Source organism: Bradyrhizobium sp. USDA 4354, assembly GCF_054060315.1.
Genome location: NZ_JBSSDC010000001.1, coordinates 3437342 through 3463176, shown reverse-complemented (window position 1 = coordinate 3463176; position 25835 = coordinate 3437342). Strand labels below are relative to the sequence as shown.

The 25835-nt window shown below is 56.6% G+C and carries 17 protein-coding genes and 2 pseudogenes; 10 read left to right on the top strand and 9 right to left on the bottom strand.

Annotated features, from left to right (window positions below; all coding sequences use genetic code 11):
• Positions 1–11: 11 nt before the first annotated feature.
• The 4 genes from ACVIIV_RS16030 to ACVIIV_RS16015 all read right to left on the bottom strand — a co-directional run bounded on the left by ACVIIV_RS16030 (position 12) and on the right by ACVIIV_RS16015 (position 5985).
• Positions 12–335, bottom strand: a complete 324-nt coding sequence (locus tag ACVIIV_RS16030) for a 3-keto-5-aminohexanoate cleavage protein (RefSeq protein WP_456745014.1) — start codon at positions 333–335, stop codon at positions 12–14.
• Between the two features lie 80 nt (positions 336–415).
• Positions 416–1336, bottom strand: coding sequence for a 3-hydroxyacyl-CoA dehydrogenase (locus ACVIIV_RS16025; RefSeq protein WP_456745013.1), 921 nt, complete (start codon positions 1334–1336; stop codon positions 416–418).
• 493 nt (positions 1337–1829) lie between these two features.
• On the bottom strand, positions 1830–3329 hold the full coding sequence (locus ACVIIV_RS16020; RefSeq protein ID WP_456745012.1) for an alkaline phosphatase family protein: 1500 nt from the start codon (positions 3327–3329) through the stop codon (positions 1830–1832).
• A gap of 253 nt (positions 3330–3582) precedes the next feature.
• Positions 3583–5985, bottom strand: coding sequence for a CoA transferase (locus tag ACVIIV_RS16015; protein ID WP_456745011.1), 2403 nt, complete (start codon positions 5983–5985; stop codon positions 3583–3585).
• 954 nt (positions 5986–6939) lie between these two features.
• Here ACVIIV_RS16015 and ACVIIV_RS16010 point away from each other — a divergent pair.
• From ACVIIV_RS16010 to ACVIIV_RS15990, 5 genes and pseudogenes are all read left to right on the top strand, one after another.
• On the top strand, positions 6940–8028 hold the full coding sequence (locus ACVIIV_RS16010; RefSeq protein ID WP_456745010.1) for a methyltransferase: 1089 nt from the start codon (positions 6940–6942) through the stop codon (positions 8026–8028).
• 65 nt (positions 8029–8093) lie between these two features.
• Complete coding sequence (gene aepY / locus ACVIIV_RS16005) at positions 8094–9236, top strand: phosphonopyruvate decarboxylase (RefSeq protein WP_456745009.1); 1143 nt, start codon at positions 8094–8096, stop codon at positions 9234–9236.
• 199 nt (positions 9237–9435) lie between these two features.
• Positions 9436–10878: a phosphonoacetaldehyde dehydrogenase gene (gene phnY, locus ACVIIV_RS16000; protein WP_456745008.1), complete on the top strand. Its 1443-nt coding sequence runs from the start codon at positions 9436–9438 to the stop codon at positions 10876–10878.
• Positions 10879–11307: 429 nt separating this feature from the next.
• Positions 11308–11628 (top strand): hypothetical protein, encoded by a 321-nt coding sequence (locus ACVIIV_RS15995; RefSeq protein ID WP_456745007.1) that lies wholly within the window; start codon positions 11308–11310, stop codon positions 11626–11628.
• Positions 11532–11915, top strand: a pseudogene (locus ACVIIV_RS15990) (RNA polymerase factor sigma-54); the annotation flags it as partial. The gene ACVIIV_RS15995 and the pseudogene ACVIIV_RS15990, both read left to right, overlap by 97 nt.
• A gap of 1191 nt (positions 11916–13106) precedes the next feature.
• On the opposite strand, the pseudogene ACVIIV_RS15985 reads toward ACVIIV_RS15990, so the two are convergent.
• Positions 13107–13305, bottom strand: a pseudogene (locus ACVIIV_RS15985) (cold-shock protein).
• A 728-nt stretch (positions 13306–14033) separates the two neighbouring features.
• On the bottom strand, positions 14034–14327 hold the full coding sequence (locus ACVIIV_RS15980; protein ID WP_456745006.1) for a helix-turn-helix domain-containing protein: 294 nt from the start codon (positions 14325–14327) through the stop codon (positions 14034–14036).
• 449 nt (positions 14328–14776) lie between these two features.
• Between ACVIIV_RS15980 and aepX the strand changes: the two genes are divergently transcribed.
• On the top strand, positions 14777–15703 hold the full coding sequence (aepX, locus tag ACVIIV_RS15975) for a phosphoenolpyruvate mutase (RefSeq protein WP_456745005.1): 927 nt from the start codon (positions 14777–14779) through the stop codon (positions 15701–15703).
• A gap of 296 nt (positions 15704–15999) precedes the next feature.
• A complete protein-coding gene (locus ACVIIV_RS15970) occupies positions 16000–16350 on the top strand; it encodes a hypothetical protein (protein WP_456745004.1) in 351 nt (116 codons plus the stop codon).
• Positions 16351–17179: 829 nt separating this feature from the next.
• Here ACVIIV_RS15970 and ACVIIV_RS15965 read toward each other — a convergent pair.
• The 3 genes from ACVIIV_RS15965 to ACVIIV_RS15955 form a co-directional block, all read right to left on the bottom strand.
• Positions 17180–17935 (bottom strand): hypothetical protein, encoded by a 756-nt coding sequence (locus ACVIIV_RS15965; RefSeq protein WP_456745003.1) that lies wholly within the window; start codon positions 17933–17935, stop codon positions 17180–17182.
• Positions 17936–18551: 616 nt separating this feature from the next.
• Entirely contained in the window at positions 18552–19850 is a 1299-nt protein-coding gene (locus ACVIIV_RS15960) for an aminotransferase class III-fold pyridoxal phosphate-dependent enzyme (RefSeq protein WP_456745002.1), read from the bottom strand.
• A gap of 264 nt (positions 19851–20114) precedes the next feature.
• A complete protein-coding gene (locus tag ACVIIV_RS15955; protein WP_456745001.1) occupies positions 20115–21401 on the bottom strand; it encodes a KamA family radical SAM protein in 1287 nt (428 codons plus the stop codon).
• A gap of 1123 nt (positions 21402–22524) precedes the next feature.
• On the opposite strand from ACVIIV_RS15955, the gene ACVIIV_RS15950 reads away from it, so the two are divergent.
• From ACVIIV_RS15950 to ACVIIV_RS15940, 3 genes are read left to right on the top strand one after another with little or no spacing between them, the layout of a single operon-like run.
• Positions 22525–23556 carry a GHMP family kinase ATP-binding protein gene (locus ACVIIV_RS15950; RefSeq protein ID WP_456745000.1) on the top strand — a complete coding sequence of 344 codons (1032 nt, stop codon included), beginning with the start codon at positions 22525–22527 and terminating at the stop codon, positions 23554–23556.
• Positions 23557–23565: 9 nt separating this feature from the next.
• Positions 23566–24618 carry a pyridoxal-phosphate dependent enzyme gene (locus ACVIIV_RS15945; protein WP_456744999.1) on the top strand — a complete coding sequence of 351 codons (1053 nt, stop codon included), beginning with the start codon at positions 23566–23568 and terminating at the stop codon, positions 24616–24618.
• Positions 24615–25826 carry an ATP-grasp domain-containing protein gene (locus ACVIIV_RS15940; RefSeq protein WP_456744998.1) on the top strand — a complete coding sequence of 404 codons (1212 nt, stop codon included), beginning with the start codon at positions 24615–24617 and terminating at the stop codon, positions 25824–25826. Before ACVIIV_RS15945 ends, ACVIIV_RS15940 begins: the two co-directional genes overlap by 4 nt.
• Positions 25827–25835: the final 9 nt, after the last annotated feature.

Below are 25835 nucleotides of genomic sequence, written 5' to 3'. Positions count from 1 at the left end.
GACGACCTCTCTCATCCCCTAGCGGCATGGCTAATAGAATCGAAGGTGGAAAAACGTGAACCACAGGTATCGCTAGTCCAAGGCGCGATAGGGCGCGGCATCCAAGGCCAAGTTATCGTACTGCTCTCGACGGCAGCACTAGACGGCCGCTCAGAGTGACTTTGTCTCGCAAATCCAAGCATCGCGCGAGCTTCAGCTGTTGTGGCGGGCTCGTCACCAGGTTCTCGGATAACGCGCACTGTTTTCTCGACGAGCCCTCCATTGATGGCGAGTACTCCCTGTTCGAGGTACAAATTGTCTTCCAGGCCAACACGAACGTGACCGCCGGCGAGCACTGCGTCAGTCGTTGCGAATATTGATAAGCGCGATGCGGCGGCCTCCTTGGATCAGGTCGTAACGTTCGTCTAACGGGCTGTTAGATTTCGGCATATGCAATGCCGGTGAAGTTGCCCTGGGACCAGAGCACGTTGCGTTTGTTCTTACCGTCGAGATCAGCCGAATAGATTGATCCGGCGAGATCAGTGACGAACATCTCGTTACCTGGAACGTTGAGGGCTATGCCGATCCCCTCCATGAGGTGCGTGATCAGGATCTCTGGACCACCCTCGGTATCCGGTCTTGCCCGATTGACAGTGTTGCCGCGGGGAGGGTCGCCGCGGTCAGTCCAATAAAGGGCTCGGTTCGCCAGATCGAACTCTAAGTGAATCGGTTCGGGCAAACCGTCGTAGAGCAACTCGATATCCGAGCGATTCGCCGGGTCCTCGCCGTTTGGAATAACGGTGTTGGCCCGAAAGATACGGCCTAGCCCGGCATTTTCAGGACCTTTCTGCGTCCAATACATCTGCTGACGCTCTGTATCGATCGTGATGCCCACGCACCATCTAGTTGGATCCCGTCGATCGACCTCGCCGCGACCGGCCTCGATGAGCGTCTCGATCTGCGACCCATCGAGATTGCAGCGCATCACGCGCATTCCTTCGCGGTCGCACCAATAGAGCTTGTGGTTCTCTTTATCGAGTTGGACCTGCTTTGGCGTGAAGGTCGCACCGCGTGGGACAATCACTTTCCGAGCCCTTCCATCAATGTCAGCCCGCTCGATTGACCCGTCGTTGACATCGATAGCGGAACCCATATTGGTCCAATAGACATGACCGGCACGGACATCGACGGCGAGACCGTCCGGAAGTTGACAATCGGTGACAATAACCTTTCGATTGGAGCCGTCTGGATTCATGGCCTGAATGCGGTTGGTGCTGACCTCGAGAAAAAATAGTCGGCCACCCGCCGGCTTCGGGGCGATCGAGGGTTTCGAACTGGCGGTATCGGCACCAAGCATGCTCTTCGCCTCGTGACGGATGTGTAACGTACACTAGTCGCTGACGAGTTTGAGCTAGCGGCAATTGCCGAGCTCATCTCATCGCACCAGGCTCGGATGAAGGGCGCTTCGAATAATCTGAGCCTTAAGGCACCTAAGCATCTTGCATTGCCGCCCCTTACAAGCCTAGTAGGGTGGAACTACACAGTCCTGGGCAAGTAACGCAGCAAGAGTTGGGCCAACTCACCACGATCTGTGCCAGGTACTGCGCCGGACTATTCCAAAGCCCACGATAGCCCTGATTGTGCTGGCGTGCTTTTGAAAGAGAGCGGCACAGCTTTCTTGTTTCAAATGCGCCAGCATTGCTGCCCAGCGCGACCTTGGACAGCCAAAGCCGAGGCAATCTGAGTCGCCCGCCCTGCTTGACGCTTATAGTTGCGGTCATCAGACGGAAGACAGGCACAAGTAGATCAGCGGCGCCTTTTCACGGGTCGGGATCGACCTTCGCGTACGATCAACTGCGGTGATTGGATGAAGAAGCATCCGCCGAATCGACGTAGATTGTCGTGCCAACCTGCACGCGACGCAGGTTCTGCTGGTACCCACCGGCTCTCGCCTTATGAACCGTCTCGATGGTGGGAGGATCCTCTGCACCGAAGATAAGGACCTCCGCGAGGACGCGGCCGCTCATCGTGGACGGCCGCGAAATGCCAAGCAGGCTGAGCACGGTCGGCGCAAAATCGCAGATACCCGAAGGCACATGCGATTCCACGCCGCTTCTGATCAATGGGCCCGCTAGGATGCCGAGGGACGACATTTCCTTGGCGTGCAGCCCGCCGTGCACACCGAGCCCAACCGGCGAATTCGGGCTCCAGCAGCGGCCGGGAAAGCCAAAGGAATCGAGACCATCGTCTCCCCGAAACGAAAACAATATGTCAGCCGACCGGGGATGATCGGCGAAGACCAGATGACGGGCGAGGCTACCTGGGGCGATCCCATCCTCCCCGCTCTTAGCGGCCGTAAAAACTGGTCCGCACCAAGGCCGTTCCATCATTGCCGCAACCAAGCGGCGGATGGCGCGGTCGGATAGCTCCTTCAGGTAAATGGCGCCAACCTGACCAGATATGACCACCGCGTCGATCCCCGGTCCTGGCACTTGGCCACAACACATGCCAGTCGCCTTCACCGTGTCCAAGAGATCAGCCTGCGCGTGCACCGTGACATGGCCATGTTCGGATGCTACGATAAGATGCACGCCCTTGGGCGCGCCTTCAGATTCCCACCAATCCAGCACCCGGCCGAACTGGCGGTCGAGAAAGCGGATCGCCTCCAGCGTCGGCGTCGCGCCGATGCCGCAATGATGCGACGAGGTGTCCGGCTCGCCGAAGGAGAGAATTGCGACATCGGGCTGAATTTGAGGCCAGACCTCGTCAAGAAACGCCGAAGTTAGAAAGGCTTGAGCGGCAAGATCCGGCGTACCGAGAGGCGTCGGCGCGGGCGTCGGCCCAAGCCGCGCCTCCACCCTTTCGAGCATTGCGGCCGACGTCGCGACGCGAGCGAAATGACCCGAGAGCGTCACTTGGCTCAGCGATCGAGCCTTGTGATTCAGCATGCGAGTTGCTCCGGCCGAATTGGAGGCGAGAACCGCAAACGTCTTGCCGTTCGCCGCGAGAATCTCGCCCAGCGACGGCACGCCGACCAGATGGCCGCAACTCGCGGCATCGAGGTCCTCGACCAGTCGGTCGTCGCTCGTATCGATGAAGCGCGGCGCTGCGGCTACGCGATCGAGAAACCTGTTGCCGACAATGCCATGACGATCCGGCGTCGCGCCAGTGATGAGGCTCGTCAGTGAAACCCGGGTCTCGCTGGGATAAATGGTGCGCTGTCGCGCCAGCGTAGCACCGCGGCGCTTCAGTCTATCCAGGTTCGGCGTCAGCGATCGACTAATAAGATCGGGCCGAAGCCCGCCAAATAGCACGATGATAACGCGGTTTGGACCTGATCGATCTGACATAGTGGCATGCTCGCTTAGCTATATGTTTCAAGGGTCCCCACGGCTGCTCGCTTGAAGCGCCGCGACACGGTGAGAGATCGGCACAAGCTGGGTGAGAACATGTCACCGATACTTTTCGCGCCGTCCATGTGAACCTTTCCACGATCCCATCACGACTTTCGCTCAAGACGCGAGATCGTGCCGCGATCATCACACACGACAGCCGCTCCCGGACACACCTGGGCCGGTTATCCTGAAGACGCACTCTTTGCCTTTAACGTCCCTCACAGAGCATTGTCGTCCCGATGATGCCTTCACTCGCCAATTCTGCAACATCCCTATCGGAGAGCTTGAGAAGCCCAGTCAGGATCTCGCTATTGTGCTGCCCCAGCGTCGGCGCCGCCGCACGAATCGTATAAGGCCCGCCCCCATGTCGGATCGGCATTGATGGCTGTAGATGCGCACCTATGAAAGGGCGCTCGACTTGCTGCAGAAATGCGCGCGACCTTAGATGGGGATCCTGGAGCAGGTCGATTGGATGCCGAGCTACGCCGGACGCAACCCTTACCGACTGCAATTCGAACATCGCCTGATCTGCATCCCGGGTGCGCGTCCAGGCTTCGATAGCGTTCTCGATGTCGTTCTCAATGCTACGGCGGGCTTCCGCAGAATTAAGCGATGCGTCCATGGCCCAGTCTCGTCGATCAATAAGAATGGCCAGCCTCTGCCACATCTCATTGTCGGTGGCGGCTACTATAAGCCAGTTATCCTCGCCCGCGCATCGAAAGCAGCCGTGAGGCACGAACCGCGGATGTCGATTGCCGTACCTTTTCGGCGGCATACGGTCGATCGAGTGGACGGTGAGCCATGGCGCCGCAAATGGCAGCATGCATTCGATCTGGGCAAGGTCAATGAGCTGTCCTTGCCCGGTATCACGGGCACAAATCAGCGCGATCAGAATTGCGGCGCAGCCGTTCAAGCCGCCGATAGCATCTCCGAAGGCAACATGGCTCATCACGGGCGGCATGTCGGACTTTCCGACTACGCCCGGCAAGCCCGAGCCCTGTTCGAGAGTCGAGCCGTAGGCCCGACAATCGCGATACCTACTATCCGCGCCAAACGCGGACATCGACAGCTTAACCAGTCCAGGGTTGAGCGCTCGGAGCACATCAAAACCTAGTCCGAGCTTCGGAAGGACATCTACTGAATAATTATCGACAACAATATGAGCTTTCGCCAAAAGGCGCTTAACAAGAGCGAGACCTCGTGGCCGCGTAAGATCGAGTGTAATGCCGCGTTTGTTGCGGTTCATGATGCAGAAGCATGGCGCCCGCTCGTACATTTTGTCTTTGATGAAAGCTGGGCGTCGGTCAACGCCGCGCCACCAATCCGGATATTGGATGGCCTCGATTTTGATGACGTCCGCACCAAGATCCGCCAGGATGCGCGTGCACAAGGGTCCTGCCCACCCCATCGAGAAGTCTATCACGCGAACCCCATCCAACGGTGGCCGCCCGGCATCAACGCAGGCCGCTGAAGGTGAAGGCAAACGCCTCCGGACGTTCGAAATAGCTTGCTGTTCGCCCGGAACCGGAACCTTACCACCTCGGCGCGGCGGAGTTAACGTCAAGCGTTGCATCGAGCCAGCGGTCAGGCCCTCTTCTTCGTCAAGGAGAACAGGCACGATCGCGCCGCGCTCTTTCATCTCAGTGTCTTGGAGAAGATCAGACATTTGGGGTACTGGCACGATAGGAATCTTACGTTTACGCCCCTCGGTAAACCACTGTTGCGCTGTACGCGTTTTCAGTCTCGGTGCGAATTGTTGTTCGATCTGTTCAATGTCCCGCAGACGATCCTTGCCGAGGAGCAGATCCGGATTGTTTCCAAGTTCGGAAAGGCCGAGCATATCGCAAAACGCTCTCCACTGAGCGGGTGTGAAGGCTGTAACGCCAAGCCATCCCCTTTTTGTTTCGTAAATACCCGCCGGAAAGACCGGCCAGAAGCGATTGATGCCAAGACGACGTACGACGTCGCCATGCGCCGATGGCTCAAAGATGAGGTATTCGCTGAGAGCGAGGCTCGATTCGAAAATGCTGAGTGACCACCTCCGGCCCTGCTCGCCGCGCATTCGAGCAATCACCGAAGAAGCCGCGGCAATAAAACCCCAAAGGCCGGCAAGAATACCCGTCTGGAAATCTGGAGCGTGCGAAGGCGGCCCCTCTGCCGGCCCAACCAGCTTGATGAGGCCAGCAAGTGCACGGACGGTCGAATCTGTCGCTGCAAAGTCTGCATAGGGTCCTCCACGCCCGAACCAGCTCGCCTCAACGTGGATCAAGCCGGAGTGTCGGTCACGGATCGCAGCGACGTCAATGGGAGGGCAATTCGCGGAATCAACATCCCGGCCATCGATCAACACATCGCAATCCTCGATCAGTGCAGTTAGTCGGGCGATCGCGCCCGCCTCGGCAGGATCGAGGATAGTGCTCGATTTGTTGAAATTGAGAAACGCGAACCAAGCACTTTGGCCCTTGAGAGTGAGTGGCGCAGTACGACGAATTCGATCTCCCCCCGGCGGCTCGATCTTCTGAACGTCAGCCCCAAAATCTGCAAACAATCGAGCGCAATAGCTGCTTGCGTCCGAGCTGCCGATCTCTATCACCCTCAGATGTGACAACACCCCCGGAGACTGTTTCCTTTTGCTATCCATCCATGCCCCAAATATCACTTGCCGAATCCGCGTCTCGACGAGCGAGCGTGCCGCTGCTTAGCAGGCCATGGGTACCCCGGCCGTCGTGGTATAGCGATCAAGGGTCCGTTCTGTAGCCGGCACTCGGAATCGAGCCTGAGCACGGCGGAAATCACGTGGACCCGAGCGACAATGACTAGGACACTCAACATCCGGCTCGAAGAAGCAAAATGCCATTAAGTGGCCGGCGCTTGGCTGTCCACGGCGAGATGAATTGCCGAATTTGTGCAGAATGTAGGAACAGCTAGATGCAGACAAGGCCGTATGCGCTCTTTTCGCTCTCATAGAGGAAGTGAGGCCAACGCAGCAACAATCATACCAATCGCGTCCAGCCGAAATTCAGGAGCGAGACAAGGGCTAAATAGACTTTGCATCCCGTTCGACGCAATTGAGCGCATTGAAGCATCTATCACAAAATGTGCGGAATGAGACAAAGCGTCCGCTTGCGCTCGGCTATCTGCCAAACAGGATCCAATACCCGAATGTAGCGAACATCTTCGATGGAGACACGATCGCTGCTGTTTCGACATCTATCCGTCATTCGTAGTCAACTACCAAAGATAGCAATTGATCTAGTTGAACGACGTATGCCACTGCAGATTGGGCGAGCGCCAAGTGGCGCGTCGTCAGCGGTCGAATGCAACTAGGAGCTCTCTACCTCATGGAAGCGCTTGATGAGTTCGACGCGCATTCACCGAGGATACCGCCTTAGACGTCGCTGGAGATGTTTCTGGTCATCGGGCTGCCGATCGGCCCGCTCTAAACTCCCGCGTCTTTAGCGTCTTTCGATGGTGTCCCAGCTCCCTCAGAGCCGTGAGGTTTGCCAGCCTGATGAGCGATCTCATCTACTCCTGAACGACTTTGATCTAAGAGGGACATGCGACCATGCAATCGTCTGCACTATCATCTGGCGCCGCGTCGATTTCGCAAGCTTCGCCCGACTGCCCTATTTGCGCGCCCGAGTTAGCGCAGATAATCAGGTGGCGTGACAGCTCGTATGCCGCGGATCTCTATATTGCGGCTGTCTCATGGCTTGATCTCTTCACCTACCTTGATGGTCATCCGGTAACGGAGGAGCAGCTTCGGGTCCATTTCTCCCTTCGGGAGCGTCCGACGCGGACCATGCTTCGCCTCTTCGAATCGTGGGGCCTCATCGCCAACGAAGCGGGTCGGCTGCACGCAACCGCCGCGTCCGTTCGGTATCTGAGTGGAAACTCCCCGGATAGCGTCGCATCGTATATCGCAACAATGAAGTATAAGCCTTCTGTTCGGGAGCTTTACGAACTTTTGCGAGATGGCGGCGCCGACACCTGGCACGTTGAGCGCGGTGTGACAAAGAGTTGGGACGCCCTGATGCAGGCCGACGAGTTCGCCGACCTGAATACACGCGGGATGGAGGAGCGAGGGCGGATCTTCGCTCCACACCTCGCAACTCTTCTTGATTGCACGGATGACAGTTCCGTCCTCGATGTGGGCGGTGGATCGGGCGTGTATTCCGCTTATTTGCTAATGCGCTATCCCGCACTCACAGCAACGATATTGGAGCGGCCGCCCGTTGATCAGCTTGCGCGGAGATGCCTCACGGATCGGAAGCTTTACCCCGATCGCGCCCGAGTCATAGCTGGAGACATGTTCCTTGACCCGCTGCCAACGGACGCAAGCCTCCATCTTTATTCGCACGTTCTTCACAATTGGGGATCAGACAAGGTCCGCCTTCTCCTGAACAAGTCTTACAACGCTCTTGGTGCCGGCGGGCGCGTGGCGATTTTCAGCTGCCACCCGGACGACCGTGGAGGCCATCCGTCTCCGGCTGCTGAAGCAGAATATTCCGTGCTGCTCACCACAGGGTACGAGGGATGCTGTTACAGCTTCGAGGACACGCGCACGATGCTTGAGGACGCTGGCTTCCAGCAAATCGATTACCACAAATCTGTCTGCAACCGCAGCTTAATCGTCGCACGAAAGACCACCTAAAATTCAAGACGGGTTGAGAGGCAGTTGGTTCTGCCGCTGCTCTTCATCAATTTCGTGAGTGGGACATGCCGATTCAGACCAATGTTCTGTTGTCGAAGCTCCGGACGGCTGGGTACAGTCTCTTCTCCGGCGTCCCCTGTTCACACTTTGCGGACCTGTTCGACGAAGCCACTCGTGAGCCTGGATTGTTGGCGATCCCTGCAGCCAATGAAGGCAGTGCAGTTGCCCTGGCCGCCGGTGCGGTGCTGTCTGGTCACCGAGCAGTCGTGGCGCTTCAAAACTCCGGTTTCGGAAATATCATCAACCCGCTGACGTCTTTATTAATGGTCAGCGAAATACCGGTCCTGCTCCTCCTATCCGTCCGCGGTCACCCCGATGAGCCTGCGGACGAGCCACAACACACGACTATGGGGGCCAAGACAATGGCCCTCTTGGACTTGCTCTCTATTGAGTGGTGCGACTTCGATGGAACTGATTCCGGCGTGGATCGTGCGATCGCGCGTAGCGACGAACTATTTGGCAAAGGGGCACCGTTTGCGCTGCTCTTTCGGAGTGGCCAGCTATCCAGTTGCAACGCAATAAAGCGACCGCCTGGCACGATCGATTATGGCCTCAGTGTCGGGGAGGTCATCGAGACGATTTGCAAGCAGATCTACTCCGATACCCTCATTGTTTCTACGTCCGGATTTATCTCTCGTGAGCTGTTCCGGGTCTGGGATCGTCCGCTGAATTTCTATGTCCAAGGCTCGCTGGGACATTGCGGCGCGGTCGCAGCAGGACTCGCGCTTACGGCGCCTACCAGAACGGTCCTGGCATTGGATGGAGATGGCAGCGTACTGATGCACATGGGGGCTCTGTCGACCATTGGCTACGCAAGCCCAAACAATCTGATCCACGTGGTGCTAGACAACGAAGGCTACGTTTCAACAGGTGGTCAGCTCTCGACCTCACGAACATCATCCCTCGACGCCATCGCCTCAGCCTGCGGGTATCGCACCGCCGCCCTTTGTAAGCGGTCAGATCATCTCATAGCTGTCACGCAGCAATGCTTGAGGACGAGTGGCCCTCACTTCATAGTTTGCAAGGTCAATCGGCAGCATCCGTCGCGGCTTCCTCGCGTCACCTCCCGATATTCGCCTCTTCAGAACAAGACCACATTCCAGCGAGCGCTCCACAACCGCGGCAGCGAGCCAGCTACAGCATGGTAGAAGGAAATAGTGATGCACCGGAAGCCACCATCTTCGACTCTGGCCATCCTGCGCCTGGTCTACATTGGCAATCCTTTCCAAAGCGACCTGCCATCAAACAACCGCTCCGACGGCTCCGCTCGCCGCCAGTGCATCTATTCACGACGAAGACGCGACACATTCCAGAAATCTCACGGTCACATCCAGGTTGAGCTGTCGCATGCCTGATATCGATCAAGACTATCATCCGATGCTCATAGCAGGTTCGCCTTCCCATTCGGACCTGACGATCGAAATAAGAAATCCTTTCACGGGGATGCTTGTAGGCAAAGTGCCGCAGGCAAGACCTGACCATATACGGAAGGCGTTTCAGGCAGCGGCGCGAACTCGCCCTCGGCTGACGCGCCGCGAACGGACGGATATTCTCCTTGGAACCGCAAGCACGATTAGACGAGATCAAGATCAGCTTGCCCGGCTAATTACGTCGGAGACCGGTCTTTGCCTGAAAGACGCCCTGCATGAGACCAAACGCGCCTGCGACGTCTGGTCGTTTGCCGCCCACGCAATGATTCAGAGCGAGGGCGAGATTTATCCATGTGACATCGGCACAACTCCTCACGAACGACGCATCTTTGCCATGCGCAGGCCTCTTGTCGGTGTGATCTCCGCAATCACTCCATTCAATCATCCTCTCAATCTTGTCAGCCATAAACTCGCTCCCGCCATAGCGACAAACAACCGCGTCGTCCTAAAGCCCTCCGAGCGAGCTCCACTGACCGCCCTGGCACTTGGCAGAATACTGTTTGAGCAGGGATTGCCAGAGGAGATGCTTTCAATCCTAACGGGCACCCCGGACTCGTTGAAAGATGCTATGTTCACCGACCCGGATGCGGAGCTGGTGACATTTACAGGGTCCGTTTGCGTGGGGCGATACATCGCCGAGCGGGCCGGATACCGGAAGCTCATACTTGAGCTCGGAGGGAACGACCCAATTATCGTTCTTGAGGATGCTGATCCCGAACGTGCAGCGTATCTAGCCGTCCAAGGTGCAATCAAGAATTCGGGTCAACGATGCACAGCCGTCAAGCGAGCGTTGGTAGCCGAAACTATCGCGGACGATTTTGCAGATCGTGCGCTCCATTACATGCGGCAGCTCATGACCGGCGACCCCAGCGATCCATTGGTGGACGTCGGGACCGTGATCAGCCAAGAGGCCGCCCAACTTATCGCTCGACGTGTTGACGGCGCGATTGATGATGGTGCGATCCGGCTACTCGGCAGTCAGCCTCACGGCGCATTTTATCCACCTACGCTCCTGGATCATGTTCGAGCGACCTCCGAACTTGTTGTTGAAGAAACATTCGGGCCCGTGCTGCCGATCATCCGTTGCCCAAACGATATCGATCAAATCATATCAATTGCGAACGCTACCAAGTTTGGACTTTCCGCGGGGGTTTGCTCTAACCGGATTGATCATGTCACGAGACTGATCGATGGTCTCGACGTAGGATGCGTTAACGTATGGGAAGTCCCCGGCTATCGGACCGAAATGACGCCCTTCGGCGGGATCAAGCAATCTGGGCTTGGCTATAAGGAGGGTGTTCTCGAGGCGATGCGCGGGTTCACGCAGCTGAAGACGTACTCACTCCCGTGGCCGGTCTAGGCCTGCAACGGGCTACAGCAGCTCGAAAATTGATTCGTGGAAAAGGCAAGATCCTGTTTGCCGTCAGCACTCGTGGACGAGTTGAGGCCCCTCACAGAGCGAGGACTTCTGGTTCCTCATAGCCACCAAGAGCGAAGATGAAGCGGAAATCGGACCAGGTAAAGCGCCGGCAGAACAAGTGCTAAAACGCATTCAGCGTCAGACGCCCGGCAACGCTCGGAGAAGAGGATCAGCATCATACTGGAACGACGTAAGCATCCGGAGAGGCTTTCAATTACCCACAAATTCCTCCGGCATATCTGCCGTCCTTCCAGTCGTTCGCACCAGAACTCCCACGTCGACTCTGCTTTTGCGCGACATCAAAGCGCGTCGATCAGCTCCTGACTAGATGAAGGAACCTCAGCTAAGTTCAGTGTTGGTTCTTGCTCCATGGCGCTCACGCAGAGATTAGAGTTCCGGCAATCGCAGTCGCTGGTCATGACGCCGCAGCTGATGCAGGCGATCAAGCTGCTGCAATTGTCCAATCTCGATCTCACGACCTTCGTGGAGGAGGAGCTCGAGCGCAATCCGCTGCTGGAACGGGCCAGTGACGAGGCCCCCATGGGGGACGCTCCGGCCGAGGCCGGCAGTTACGGCGATTCCGAGGGTGGCCAAAGGCCGTCGCCGATGCCATTCAGATGCATGAATCCACGGTGTCGCGCGTCACCGCCAACAAATATATGGCGACCAACCGCGGCACGTTCGAGCTGAAATATTTCTTCACGGCCTCGATCGCCTCGGCCGACGGCGGCGAGGCCCATTCGGCGGAAGCCGTGCGTCACCACATCAAGCAGCTGATCGATTCGGAGCAGCCCTCCGCGATCCTGTCGGATGACACCATCGTGGAACGCTTGCGCGCCTCGGGCATTGATATTGCCCGCCGCACGGTCGCGAAGTACCGCGAAGCCATGCGCATTCCGTCCTCGCTCCAACGCTGCCGCGGAAATGAGTGGGTAACAATCAATAGCGGAGCATCGGCCGGAGCTCGCCGTCCGTGAAGAACTCCCAAGCCGTTGATTGGGAAGCTCGAAAGCGACATTTTGTCGTAACTGGATCTACCGAAAAAGCGGCCTTGGAGTTCGTAGGGCGTAATTCACTCGCCTCGGAGTGCGTTGGCGAGGAACAGGAAGCGACGACTGGAATGGTGCCAGATTAGAGAAGAGGACGTTCCCCGGCTCGGCTCGATCATATCATCGACATGAAGTTCCGTTGGTGGCACGGGGCAGAGGGGTGAATGGTGATTTCCTGGAGGCGCAACTCAACGAGGTTTACATGATGATCTCGGCCGGCCGCCCCTACCGACGCGCGGCTTCGGATTCGATCTGAATGACGTTGCTCGAGGCAACAGCGCCGATCGCGATGAAACGCGGCTTCTTCGCCTCGGGAACTCTGCGCTGCCGGTCGATGACGAGAAAACGCAGAACGCGTTGGCACCCTCCTCGTGCGTTTACCTTCTCCCCCGCCAGCAGGTTGGCAAAGCTACCGGTAGAGGTCTGAACACCTCGTTAGTATATCGTAGCCCCGCGACGGCAAGGCCGAATGCGGCGACTAAGGCGCCACCTTTTTGCAGCCAGCGGCGAAGCTCGTCAGCTTCTCGCAAGGTTTCCGGCGTAACGGTACCGTCCTTGTTTACGGAAGAAGTGGTGAGCCCGGGACAATCATACCCATCTAAGAGGGTGCTTTTGATGAAGGTCGAGCACTGCTTGGGATGATCGTGAGGCCGGCGACAAGTCGCAAGAGCCCCTTGATCAGCAATTACCGAATGCTCGCGAAACTCACGCGATGTCCCGTCTCAGGTGGTGCTTACCAAGAAATAGATTGACGGAGCATCTTCAGCAGGCAATCCAGCCAGAGAAAACGCGGCGGACCCACAGCCAGAGCACGGCCCGGAGCTATACTGACGCGCTCTTCTAACTCAAATCTAGTGGTGAAAACATCGCTGCGCCGGGAGCACGGTCACTACTGGCACACGCCGAGAGACCTTTTTGTCCCGCGATAAGCTGGTGGCTCCTGCGTCACCCGCGCTTCACCTCTATTACGATCGCATGCTCCGGCGGTGCAGCCGACTCTGTGTTCCTTACGCGGAAAGGAGTGGTCACGTCAGCGAGACGTCACCACCACTGCACAATTATCCTCACAAGTTCGAGACAAGCCGTGCTCTCGTTTAGGGCGCCATCGGCGTGCTCGTATCAGCCAACCCGGAGATCCTCAGCTGACATCTTGCCCGTACGGCCGGCCTTTAGCTCGTAATTTACGCGGGCTCCCTCTTCGAGGGTGGTGAAACCAGCCTTTTCAACGGCACTGAGGTGCACGAAGACATCGGCCTCCATCTTCGGGCCTGATGAACCCATAACCCTTGGTCGGATTGAACCACTTCACAATACCCATTGCCCCGGCGGCACCTCCATAGTGAACGCTTGTGATCTAGCGAAGAGTCTTCCAATCATCAAGAGCAGCGACAACGGCGGGCTCAATGCGAAGCGCTCGCCTCTTTTTCTGTCGGATGGCCTAGCTATGCTCAACACGCGAACGATAGAAACGTCCCTGGCGCGATAACACTTCAATTCCAGGGCTTAGCGTCCTGATGACTCTTTTGCCTCTGCTTCCGTTGCTGTGGCTAACGGTTCACAGGACAATTGCATTCATCGCACACGCCGCTCTAATCATAAAAAAAGGAGCTGGGGATTGGTGGCCCGCGAAGGTCGTTTACCAAGCCAGCAAAGCTCCGTGAGCATCACCCGATTTTGGTGAGGCGTGTAGACCCCGAGAGTTCGAGCAAGGTCTACCAGCAACAGGTTTTTGAAAATGCGTCGGCCGACTGTCACTGCCACCCCCAAAGTCCGGCCCACGCCGTCCAATCCGCCTTTGGATAGCCATAGCTTTAGCACGTCTGCCGCTATGATCACCGGGCCTTCAACCTGTGACCCGTATAAGCCCAGTAGGCTCGCAACAGGGAGACAGACGATTGGGGCCGGCTCACCGTCGAGCTTTCAAGAGCGTGACGCGCCAGCGACACTAGGTCGGATCGCTTCGTCCGCGTTGCGCCTCACCATTACGATGGGCGACGACATGGAAGTACGCCATGTCTATACTATCAGCGCCTCTTTCATCGCAGTTCAGTTGGCAGGACGCAATTTGCTTCGCATTTCGCCACAGCAGTCCACGGCCTTATGAGCCCACCGCGAACCGCGGGCTAAATAAGACGCAGACGTCGCGCTTTGACGACACACTGGGTTCGGGTGCTCGTTTCGAGCTTTCGCCATCGCATTCTTGATATGGAAGTTGACGGTGTTCTCGCTGACTTTCAGGATGACCCCGATCGACCACGATGACTTCCCCTTCTCGACCCATCGCAAACACTGTCTTTCCCGTTCCGACAGCACAACCTCTTTCTCATCGACATCCGCCATGACTTTCTCCTGGGCTTGAGAGAACAAGAACGGCATCAGCAAATGCCATACCATTCAGTCGCCCAGGCAAACTCTCGCCGAATCAGAGCAAGTTCTTCGAAGATAGCGGCTCCACTCTCGCGAGGCTGCCATCTCAAGCCGGCCATATCGAGGAGCTCTCGCCATACGTCGTAAACGCCACAACCGCATCACGACAATCGTAGCGGTCGATATCAAACTCTGTGTGAACCGGATATCACCACTTCACTAAGCGTTCCTCGCGCCAGAGAGCAGGATCAACGCCCATGAACCCATAACGACGACTTTGCGTTTCACGTCAATCCCTGGCAATCATGCAAGCCCTTTACGTCAAAATAAACTACCAAAGCTGGTCATTGATCGCCGTCGATCCAAAAGGATAAGAACAGCGACGTTTGCGTCAAACGAAGCTCGGCTTCTAGGATTTGTGCATGCAGTGTCAACCACAAGCCCTTCGGCCCACCGCAGGACATCAATACACGCGGCCATCGACTGTCGAAAGGCTTCGTGCCGAGGTCTGTTCAAATGGTGAGCTCTCGTTTCTGATGGAGGCGCATGATGGCCTTTCGGCCAGAATCGCCGAGCGCTCGGGATTCAAGGGGCTCTGGGCGTCTGGTTTGTCGATTGCCAGCTCGCTGGGCTTTCGCGATGCCAACGAAGCTTCATGGAGCCAGCTCGTCGAGAGCGTCGAACGCATCGTGGATTCGACTGAGCTACCGGTGCTCGTTGACGGGGATGGGGGCTTCGGCAATTTCAACAATGCCCGCCTCCTTGCACGCAAGCTTTGCCAGGCTGGCGCGGCGGGCGTCTCGCTTGAGGACAGCTGCTTCCCGAAGATGAACTCGCTCATCGGTGAGCGGCATCCCCTCGCTGATATTGATGAATTCTCCGGGCGTCTGAGGGCTGTGAAGGATACGGTCGCGGAACACCTTCTTCTCGTCGCCAGGATCGAAGCGCTGATCGTCGGGCACGGACTGAACGAAGCTATCGTTCGTGCTCACGCTTATGCCGACGCCGGAGCGGATGCTATCTTGATTCACTCGCGAAAGAGTACCGCGGACGAGATTCTTTCGTTCGTGACCGAGTGGAGGAATCGGCTTCCTGTCGTGATCGTTCCGACGACATATTACCAAACGCCAGTGTCCGCCTATCGTGATGCGCGCATCTCCACCGTCATTTGGGCCAATCACTCCATGCGAGCTGCGGCAGCTGCAATGCGGCGCGTCTGCGATAGTATCGCAGCTCAGGAGAGCGTTGCCAGCATTGAATCTCATATTGCGCCGCTCAGCGAGATTTTCGAACTCCTGAGGTATGACGAACTCGCCGCGTCCGAGAAGCGATATCTGCAGGACGGATAGCCCAGGACAACAGGGTTGACGCCTGACGTTTCCCTTCTTCAAAACCTGCCCGTGCGCCCTCACCTCTCGTCGGTCCCGCTCCAGTGTCACCTGACGGGCTGCGACGCAAACTCCGGAGACGCTCTGGACATCGCAAAACATCTCGCCCTACCGCTCAAGGAAGCACACACAACGACCGATGCCATTCTATGCGTCGACTACAAATCGTGCCTTTCGCTTTCAATCAGCGAGGTGGTCCTGACAGGTTCGCTGGAGGACCGAACGGAGGTGCCCACGCTTAAGGAGTGACACTCGGGATGAAGAAAGCGCTTGGAACACCTCTGAATGCTCGCAAGCGTGCTCTCATTCTTGCGGCTGGCGTGCGTTCACGTGTGCGGCAGCACAACGCGCTACATAACCTCGGGCGTGCCGGCTTGGAACAGGTGACGATTGTCGTCGGGTATCGCAAAGAGGCGATCCAAAATGCCTGCGGCAGCCACTTTGGCGGTGTTGCAATCAAGTACGTCGACTCCCCTGTTAGGATCGTACCGGGAGTGGCCTATTCGCTCTGGTTGGCGCGTGACACACTCCTTTCCGGTGACCTCTTCGTTCTTGAGGGCGACGTGTTCTTCGAGGAAAATGCTTTGCGGCAGTTGTTCATCCGTTGAGCGCCCGAGCGACTGCTGTCGCTCCCTTCCATGAGCTGATGCATGGATCAGTGGTCCTGCTGTCGGATCTTGGGTTCATTCAGAATTTCGTTTGAAGCAAACCGGGAGAAATCTCATTGCTGATGTCCCTCCTGTTTACAAGACGATGAGCCTGTTGCGGCTGTCCGCGTCTACTCTGCGAACGGAGGTCATTCCGGCCCTACGTGATATGATCAGGGCCGGAGCTACCCAGGCCTACACTGACGAGCTTCTTTCCTATCGCGCGGAACACAAGGCCTGCAGTTTGCTGCCGTGAGGTGCGATAATCTCAGGTGGTACCAAAGCTATGATGCGGAAGATCTTCGTACCGCCGAGCGCATCTTCGCGAAAGCCCATACGCGTGGTCCAACCGCCCGGGGCTGAGGTTCATGATGGTCACGGAAGTTTCCCAGGGGCTGCGTCTGTTGCCGGCGCGTAAAAACGCTTAAGACTCGCAAGCTTAGCGGCGGGGGCCGTAACCAACGCGGCCGGTTATTGTCTCAGCAGAACGCGACCGGCTCGTCCCGGCATGGAGTGTGAAACACACACCTCAAGCGATGGTGGCAAAGCAAACAGTTATTTGGCCGGCGGCCGCTTTGGCCGCAGGAATGGGACGATATCTACACTTTGAAGGAGGCAGATGACTTCGATTTGCTCGCTTGCGCTTTTCCGGATCGAGGCTCTGCTGCAAGCGACTGCTCCGCCGAAGAAATCTCTTTAAAGTCGAATCTGAACCTGATTCTTGGTGCGCAAAGCACACCTCGCTAAATTTATCGATCGGCATTCAATCACGCTTGCGGACACTACGGTTTCAACCGCCTGCTGTCTCGAACCACGAAACGTTTGATGGCGCGGCGAAAAGATCCTTATAGCAATGGTAAACTTCACTTTTTAGCTCGTCACCTGTTACCCATACTAGCCAATTATCCTCGGCAATATCCTCTTCAACAAGCCGCAAGATCGATCCGCCGGGTTCATGATGAGGGTAGTGCGGAAGTCCTTTATCCACTCGCCAGCGAGCCACAAGCGCGCATAAGAAATGGGGGGCCCAAATAGCATACGATAGCCGGTGTGTAACTCGGGCTATCATCCTCGCGACACCCTGCCCCCTGAAATCTCTGCGCGCCCAAAGATCCCCATTGTAGGCTATTCTTCCAGCCATCTCCTCTGCGGTGGGGGCGATGCAAGCGCAATAATCATTAATATGTGCCTGTGCGATCGGGTCACTGTAAAAAGCTTTCAGCGACCGAAGATGCTCCGCAAAGTTACTGTCAGAAAGGTCATACAGCCGTGTAGCATTTGTAAGTACGACGTCGTTGTTCTTGTCGAGGCCGACCACCCAATATCCCTCGCCTGGGCGAATAGTCGATCGGTCAGGCCGAAAGTTTGGAAATGTTCGCCCTTTCGTCGGAATTGCTTGGGTAATTGAGACATATTCATGAAAATCAAACCCCATGAACAGGTTGATATCTCTTTGGGCGGCCATGGTGTCGTATATCGGAATGGACCGTGAGACATGCACCGGCATGCGTGCGCACATTGCTGCCGCACGCTCGTCGACCGTCATGAGTTACCTCGCACGTTATAACGATCAAACATGATACGCTCTGGACAATGAATTTCGTACTACCTTTTCTCGTGGGCGCTCTACAGGCTAAGTGGGTGGGATGCCGCTCGTACGCATGTACGCGCGAGAAGAACGAGACTGGTGGCGTTCACATTGACCTGATCGAAATCAAAAACTCGCAAATCCTGTTGGACGGACCACCGGCAAGCCGAGCGCGAACTTCTTTTGCTTCAGCTTGCATCTTCCTCGACGAACACAGGACTCGTTCACCAGGCTTTACCTGAGCCGCGCCGCACGCAGCATAATCATTTAGTCGTCCTGCCCGTCTACATTGGCTGACGATACTTCGATGCTTTGACTTCCCATTGAGTTTGCATCCAGTAGCGGCTAGCGCGTCTCATGTCTTTTCTGCTAACCTGCTCTTCACTCGAAAGAGTTCTGCCCTTCTGTCACATGTGCGCAACCCTCGCTTGCTTGCGGACCCTTTCCAGCATCACCACTCTACTTCCGATGCCGCACATCTCACCGAAGGACATCGGCTGCGTAATCCGGACGTCCATTTCTCACCCCTACTTTGCGAGCAAATGACGACAATTCAGTGCCAGGTCAGGTCACATCATCTTTGTCTCTTATCCCATTGGGATTTAAGCCTCGAAGTCCCTCTTTGATCCAGGGCCTCTGCCAAGGCCTCTTCAAATATTTCAAGGCCCCTATTGAGAGTCTCGCTGTCAATCGTGAGTGCCGGCAAGAATTGTATGACCTCACCAACCGAAGCGCATCGTTCAATAAATAGACCTCTCGCGAAGGCGTTGCGTCTGGTCGCTTCCGCAATTTCCGATGTCTGGCAATCAAATCCCAACGCCAGCCCTCTCCCCCGAACAGAAAAGCTGCTCCCGTAGTAGCATGCAATGGCGTTAAGCCGGCAGCGCGCAAACTCTCCCAAGCGCTGCACCTCCTCCGAGAGGATGCAGTCGCGCCAATAGATATCTATGGCAGCGGCTGCAGCCACAAACGCAATGTCGGACTTTTCCGTACCCGCGTGCTGCACAGGCCAAGTATGGTCGACCTCATCTTTAATCAACAGCATTGACAACGGCAAACCACAGCCGCTCAGAGAACTCGACATCACAACGATGTCCGGCGATAAGCCTGCGAACTCGAAGCTAAAAAATTGGCCTGACCGGCCACAGCCCATTTCCGTATCGTCTAGTATCAGGACGGCGCCAGTCTCTTTCGCAATTGCCTGGATCGACCTTAACCACTCTTTGCCAGCTACGTTCATGCCACTGTTTCGCTGTACAGCTTCGACCAGAATGGCAGCTGGACGATCAATGCCGCTGTACTGGTCAAGCAACAACTTTCGCAAATGGTCGGTTGTGCTAACGACGGGCCCAACAACATAGCCGTCGAACGGGACAAGAGTTAGTCCGCGTGGAGACACGTCAACCCCAGTACGTCGAAGCCCGCCACCGCGCAAAGCAATGGATCCAGGACTCACGCCGCTCTGTCCACTGGTGAACAAGACGATATTCTGACGTCCCGTGACTTTGCGCGAGAGCTCTAGAGCTGCGTCGATAGCGATCGCGTCACTTGGTCCAGTGAATTTGAAATGATATGGCAGCAACCCCCGTTCGCGAAGCACGACAGATCTGAACGTATCCACAAACTTAAGTTCGGCAGAAGTAGCCATATTAAACCCGTTGACCACCGCATCTGACGTTAGATACTCGAGAATAGCCTCCCTGATCTGATGATTGTTGTGGCCATAGTTTAGCGACCCGGCTCCTGAGTAAAAGTCGATAATCCTCCGGCCATCCACCGTCAAAGCAATGGAACCGCGCGCTCGACTTAAAATGACCCGAGAGGTCTCCGTATCAAGGTGGCTGTTCAATTCTAGCGACTTCAAATCGTGCATTTTGTCCGGCTCGCTACCCAGCCTTCGTGCACTGCGATCCTCCAACACCGATCAGCTCGGCGCCTGCTCGGCACGACAGCATGTGTTCCCGAATTAGTTCACTCACTTACCGGAGCCCCTTGCGACCCGTTCCTGGACAATTGGGTAAATTGTCGCCGCGGAGTAGATGAGGCCGCAGCCTAGGATCCACCGCCCCTTGGCTTGATCCTCCTCTGCACTTTTCCGCCCAATACGGAGGTGCTTCACGTCGTCCCGCGGCGGCCTCTAGTTCTTCAATCGATCATCCTCCGCCAGATCGTCTAACCAGCAAGCGGTCTCGACGTATTGCCTTGAAAAGATCTTTCCAATTTTGTCTGGGATCCTGTTTTGATGATATCGCATATAGATACGTCCATCATCACCCAGATCAAGAATCTCGATCTTCCCGGTGTAATGCGACATGATATATTTGAAAGTCTTTTCGATGCCCGCCAGACGTTGATTGACGCCGTTCGCAATCTCTATTCCGCGACGAAGCGGCACCTGAAAATGGGACGCACCCTTTACGGGCCTTGCTTGAAAGAGATAATAAGGGCGGACGCCGATTTGGTGGCACTTAGAGAAAGTCGCTGTCAAAATCTCCGGATTGTCATTTACGTTTGCAAGCAGCACAGATTGATTGAGGAACTGCACTCCTTGTGCACGCAAGGATCGGATATTTCGCTCAGCATCGACCGAGATCTCACCGATGTGATCGAAGTGCGTGACAAGCACCGCAGTCTTGCCCGCATCACGTATTCGTTGGAAGAGAGCAGGTAGAGCCGGATCCTCGAAGCGTTTCGGCTCAAAGGCGAACAGTTTCGTGCCGATTCGAATCGAAGCTAGATGCGGAATCGAGAGCAGATGAGCAAGAATCTCGTCGAGCTTTGCCGTACTAAGAACAAAGGGGTCGCCTCCCGACAGCAGCACGTTTGTCATCTCAGGATGGCAGCTTATGTATTGACCAACTTTCGCCACATCCGGGACGATCTCATCTGATTCTCGGCCAACTAGTCGCTTGCGGAAGCAAAAACGACAATATGAGGCACAACGGTTAGTCACCAGCAGCAATCCGGTCTGTGCGTACTTGTGCTGAAGTCCACGCACCACGGTATTGTCCTGCTCACCACTCGTGTCCAAAACGCCCGGACTGTCGAGCTCCTTAACCGAGGGCTCCACAATACGTCTTAGCTGCTCGTAGTAACCGCTGTTCGCCATCTGCTCGCGGTAGAATCTTGTGACATGATGACGTGTGATGCTACGGGCTTGCAGCTCCGTTTCCTCAATCTTGCGATCGCCCTCTATAAATCTCATAACTACGGTGCGGGGAGATGCCTCTGATTGGGCGGATGACAACCGGGGCGAGAGACCTCCAGCAGCCGTCAACTCGCCTGCCGCACTGTCCGCGTCAGCTATTTGGGTCAACAGTGAGGGTTTCATTTGAACTCCTTCGGAACGGAGGGAGATCGTTCCGCAATGACGTGATTCGTCAGCCTCCAGCAATCCGCGTGCCAACAAGATCTGGCGCTCCATCAGCGCAACGCATCAGACTCGAAGCGACTTCCAGGCTGTCGAGTAAACAGTGGTCGTCCGTTTGTCGGGCTTCAAACAGGATGTCCTCAATTGGACATAGCTGCGATGAGACAAGAATGCTCATTGGCCTCGACCATCGGCCGCTTGACAAGTCAGGCTGGTCCCTCCGATCAGAGACCACGGCCCAAATGTTCGAGGATTACAAGAAGGAGGTCTTCCTCGCTACGACGGACTCTCAGAGCGTCAGGAGGGCCGTACTCGTCCCATGAGACCGGCGACCGAGAACGGATAGCTCTATCCGATCGAAATAGAAGCTGGCTAGGTCGTGCGCTTCTCCGCCGAGAACAAGCCGCCCAACTGTCCGCGATTTCTGAACTCAGGCAAAGGGAGGGATTCGAACAGGGGCAATCGGTCTGCAGACATTGGAGGCGAACCATGAGAGAACTATGCCCACCACATCTGAAGCAATATGAAAATGAATCCGGACTGTCTCCCCGGACCACCCTCTTTGAAGATGTGCGTAGTTTGCTCGCTGCCTCTACTGGATGGCTGCAGCCGACAGAATCAACGAGCTCCCACCCGCTACTGGCGAACTTCCAAGTCAAGTTCGCACGACCAATAACTGCAACGAAGATGTAATTGCAGCATTGGGCTTCGATCCAATCACGCGCTGTTCGACGTTCAATATTGTGACGTGAAAGCCAGGCAACGCCAGTGTTTACCGGACATGTTCGTATGTTCGCCGACGGCCGCTGAACGCGCTTTGACGCGCGAACTCCCTCTGTTGGTAGGTGCGCGCATCTGTACGCTTCGCTAAATGTGCGGCTTGCTAATCCAGTAAGTCAGTCCGGCATGCTACGACGCGAAGCATGCGGTCACCAAAGAGCCCGGCTCTGTCATGGCCACAATCGTCGATTCAAAGGCATGGTTTCACGGAGCGTGATGGATTGTGGTCTCTATCCACGTAAGTAATGAGGCGGCAGTGATGCAGATGAAGCTCTAGGTTGGTTTCTATGGCGCTCTTCGTAAACGGACATCACAGGATGAGAGACCGTTTCCATTGGATTCTATGTCAACGCAAGTCCCATGCTCTTCGGCCGCGCGGCCGCGGTAGAGGAATGATATGATGGAGATGCTGACGAGAACTCCAGGGGACGGCAAGATTGCTAGCTCCCACTCACTCGCGAAGCCATGCGGGGTGGCAACCTGCCACCCTCACTTCGGCGAGCTGCTCCAGGGAGCTTTCGCCCTTGAGAAAGGGGCGGGCCGCCGCACGGTGCGCGCGCTCGTTTCAGTTCACATGCCGCACGCCGATGGGTCGGAAGCCCGTGCGACGTTGGAGCCGAGCCGCATCGGGAAGTTTGTGCCGCAAGTCGGCCGCACCGGCATCCAAGTGACACCAAATCATTTCTACAAATGTGAGCTCGCCGCTCGACTTGCCCTCGATGCCTTTGGATTGAGGAATATGGCAGCCAGTCTTGAGGTCAGGACTTTTGTTCCGGAAGGCGCCGGCATGGGCTCGTCGACGAGCGGCGTAGTGGCCTCTATCCGTGCGATCGCTAAGTGCGTCGCAGCCTATCGGAGATCACGGGTGCTTCTGGCGCCCCATCTTCAGGCGGAACTTGCGGTGGCGGCTGAGCATGCGTGCGACTCGCTGATGTTCGACTGTGCAAGCAGCACCATTCTTTTCGCTCAACGAATGGGCAAGGTTGTCCAGGTGTTCAACGGCCCTCTCCCGCAAATGTACGTTTTGGGGTTCGACACCGGCGCAGCCAAGGGGGGCATTGGAACGGACCGCCTACCGCGAGCGCGCTACTCACGTGATCAGATCGCCGCCTTCGGCTGCGCATTGGCCGTCCTGGAGCGTGCGATCGCAGAGCAGAGCGTCGCACTCGCCGGCCGGGTGGCGACTTTCTCCGCGATACAGAGCGAGACCGCCTTGCAGAATCCGCTCAAGAAGCCGAAGTTTGACGAACTCCTCCGCATCAAGGAAGACACGGGATCGGCCGGTATTATTGTTGCCCATAGCGGTACGGTCGCCGGCCTGATCTTCGACCCGCATTTAGCCGACCTTCGGAAACGACTGAATGAGGCTAAATCCGCGATCGGTCGCCTTGGCTTCGATATCCTCTGCAGATTCTCGACTCCCTATTGAGGATCGACGATGGCGCACACGCTTTCCGACACCATCGACGCCCATGCGCCTCTCAAGATCGTTTCTCTGCGGCCCGAAAACCTGGCCGCCATCGATTTCAGGGTCATGAAGGTGTTTCCTGCCTTCAACATCATCGAAGCAGGCCTACGCGATGGCACAATCGGCCCCAACGCCACGATTGTCGAAACGTCGAGCGGAACGATGGCTCTCGGTCTCGCTATCGTTTGCATGCAGTTCTCACTCAAGCTACACATTTTCGGCGACCGCGCCATCGAGCCCCCCCTTAAACGCACCATCGAGGAGTTGGGCGCTGAGGTTCACCTCGTCGAGGCGACAGCGTCCGACGCGAACGTCCAGCAACTCCGCAAAAAGGAACTCCTCGACTTTATGGATCGGACCGGAGCTACCTGGTCACGACAGTACGACAACCTGGGCAACCATTTTTCGTATGCGCGCCCGGCTGAGCAAGCCATAAGGCACTTCGGCAAGATCGACGTTCTGGTCGCAACTGTGGGCTCCGGAGGTTCATCCTGTGGCCTTGCCCACTATTGTCGCGCGTTCTTTCCCGAAATGAAACTCATCGGGATCGACACCTTCGGTAGCGTCTTGTTCGGTCAACCGGCCGGCCCACGTGATTTGCGCGGTCTCGGCAATAGCATTCTACCAGGGAACTTGTTCCACGAAGCGTTTGATGAAATCCATTGGCTTGGCGCTAACGAAGCATATCAAGCTGCGCACCGACTCCACCGTGAGACTTCGTTAAGGCGTGGGCCTACGAGCGGGGCGGCCTATCTCGTCGCCAAGTGGTACGCCGAGCGCTTCACCAAAAGCAAGGTTCTCGCGGTCTTTCCCGACGACAGCAGCCGTTACGAGCATAACGTTTATGATCCCACGTGGATGCGCGCCAACGGCTATCAGGCCGCGCTCGCCGCGACAGAGCCTGTCCTTGTCCGTCACCCGCTTCATGCTGGTAGCGGCTGGTGCCGTTTCAACTGGAGCCGTCGCTCGTTGAGCGAGGCAATGGGTGATCACCCTTCCCCCAACCGAAGCGAACACAAGTGACCAACTCAGCTGCGATCTTCATCGAATCCAACACCACAGGCTCGGGCGCCGACTTTATCCTGCGCGCGCAAGGACTTGGGCTCGTTCCGATCTTTGTTACAGCCTCACCTGAGCGATATGGCTTTCTGAGTAGCATTTCGAACCTCGAGCTACGCAAATGCGACACGTCTTCAGAAAGCGATGTCAGAGCTGTAATCGATAGCATCGCGACGGACATGCGGATTGCGCTGCTAACGACTTCCAGCGATTTCTACCTTTACACAGCAGCGCTGGAAGCCCGGCGGCTAGGGCTTACCGGTCCGGATCCGAACGCAATTGCACTTTGTCAAGATAAGGATCGCCAGGCCGCCGCCCTGCGGATGGCAGGTATCGGCGTGCCGTACAGCGCGACAGTGCGTGCGGAGTGCGATATCAGCAACGCGATCAAGCAAATCGGCTTGCCTGCAGTAGCCAAGCCGATCAGCGGGACCGGCAGCATCGGCGTCACCTTCGTGGACACCGAAGCAGACGCAACTGCCGCTTCGCGTAAGCTACTCGGGACAACGAAGGACGTGCGTGGCCGCCCTATTCAGCCTGGTGCTCTTCTTATGTCGTATGTCGCCGGCGAGGAGTATTCCGTCGAGGTTCTCGATAGCAAGATCATCGGCGTAACGCGAAAACACCTTGGACCTTTGCCGCATTTCGTTGAAATCGGACATGATATACCAGCGTCGATTTCGTCCAGGTTGCGCGTGACAATCGAAAATGAGGCGCTTCGTGCCATCCAAGTTCTCGGGCACGTGAAAGGACCAGCTCATGTCGAACTCCGGGTCGGCGAGGATTGTGTCACGATAATCGAGGTCAATCCACGCCTTGCTGGCGGTTCGATCCCCACCCTTTTTCGTTACACAACTGGCTTTGACCCGGTGCTCGCGGTCCTCCGTAGCTTGCTCGGAATATCCTCGCCCCCTTTGACCGGAGACGCTCACGGCTCGATACGATTCATTGTTCCGGCGCATGAAGGCTTCTTCGCTCTTCCTCAGAACTGCGAGAATCTCGTAGACCGCTTCGGACTGACGGAATTCGCATTGTACCATACTCCGCCAATACAGTTCAGGCGCTGCAACGATTTCCGCGACCGGATCGGTCACGTCATAGCAGTTGGAGACGATCCTATCGCTGTTGCACGGCGCGCCGAAGCTGCCGTAGCTTTCATCCGTTGCGCATGAGGAGATATC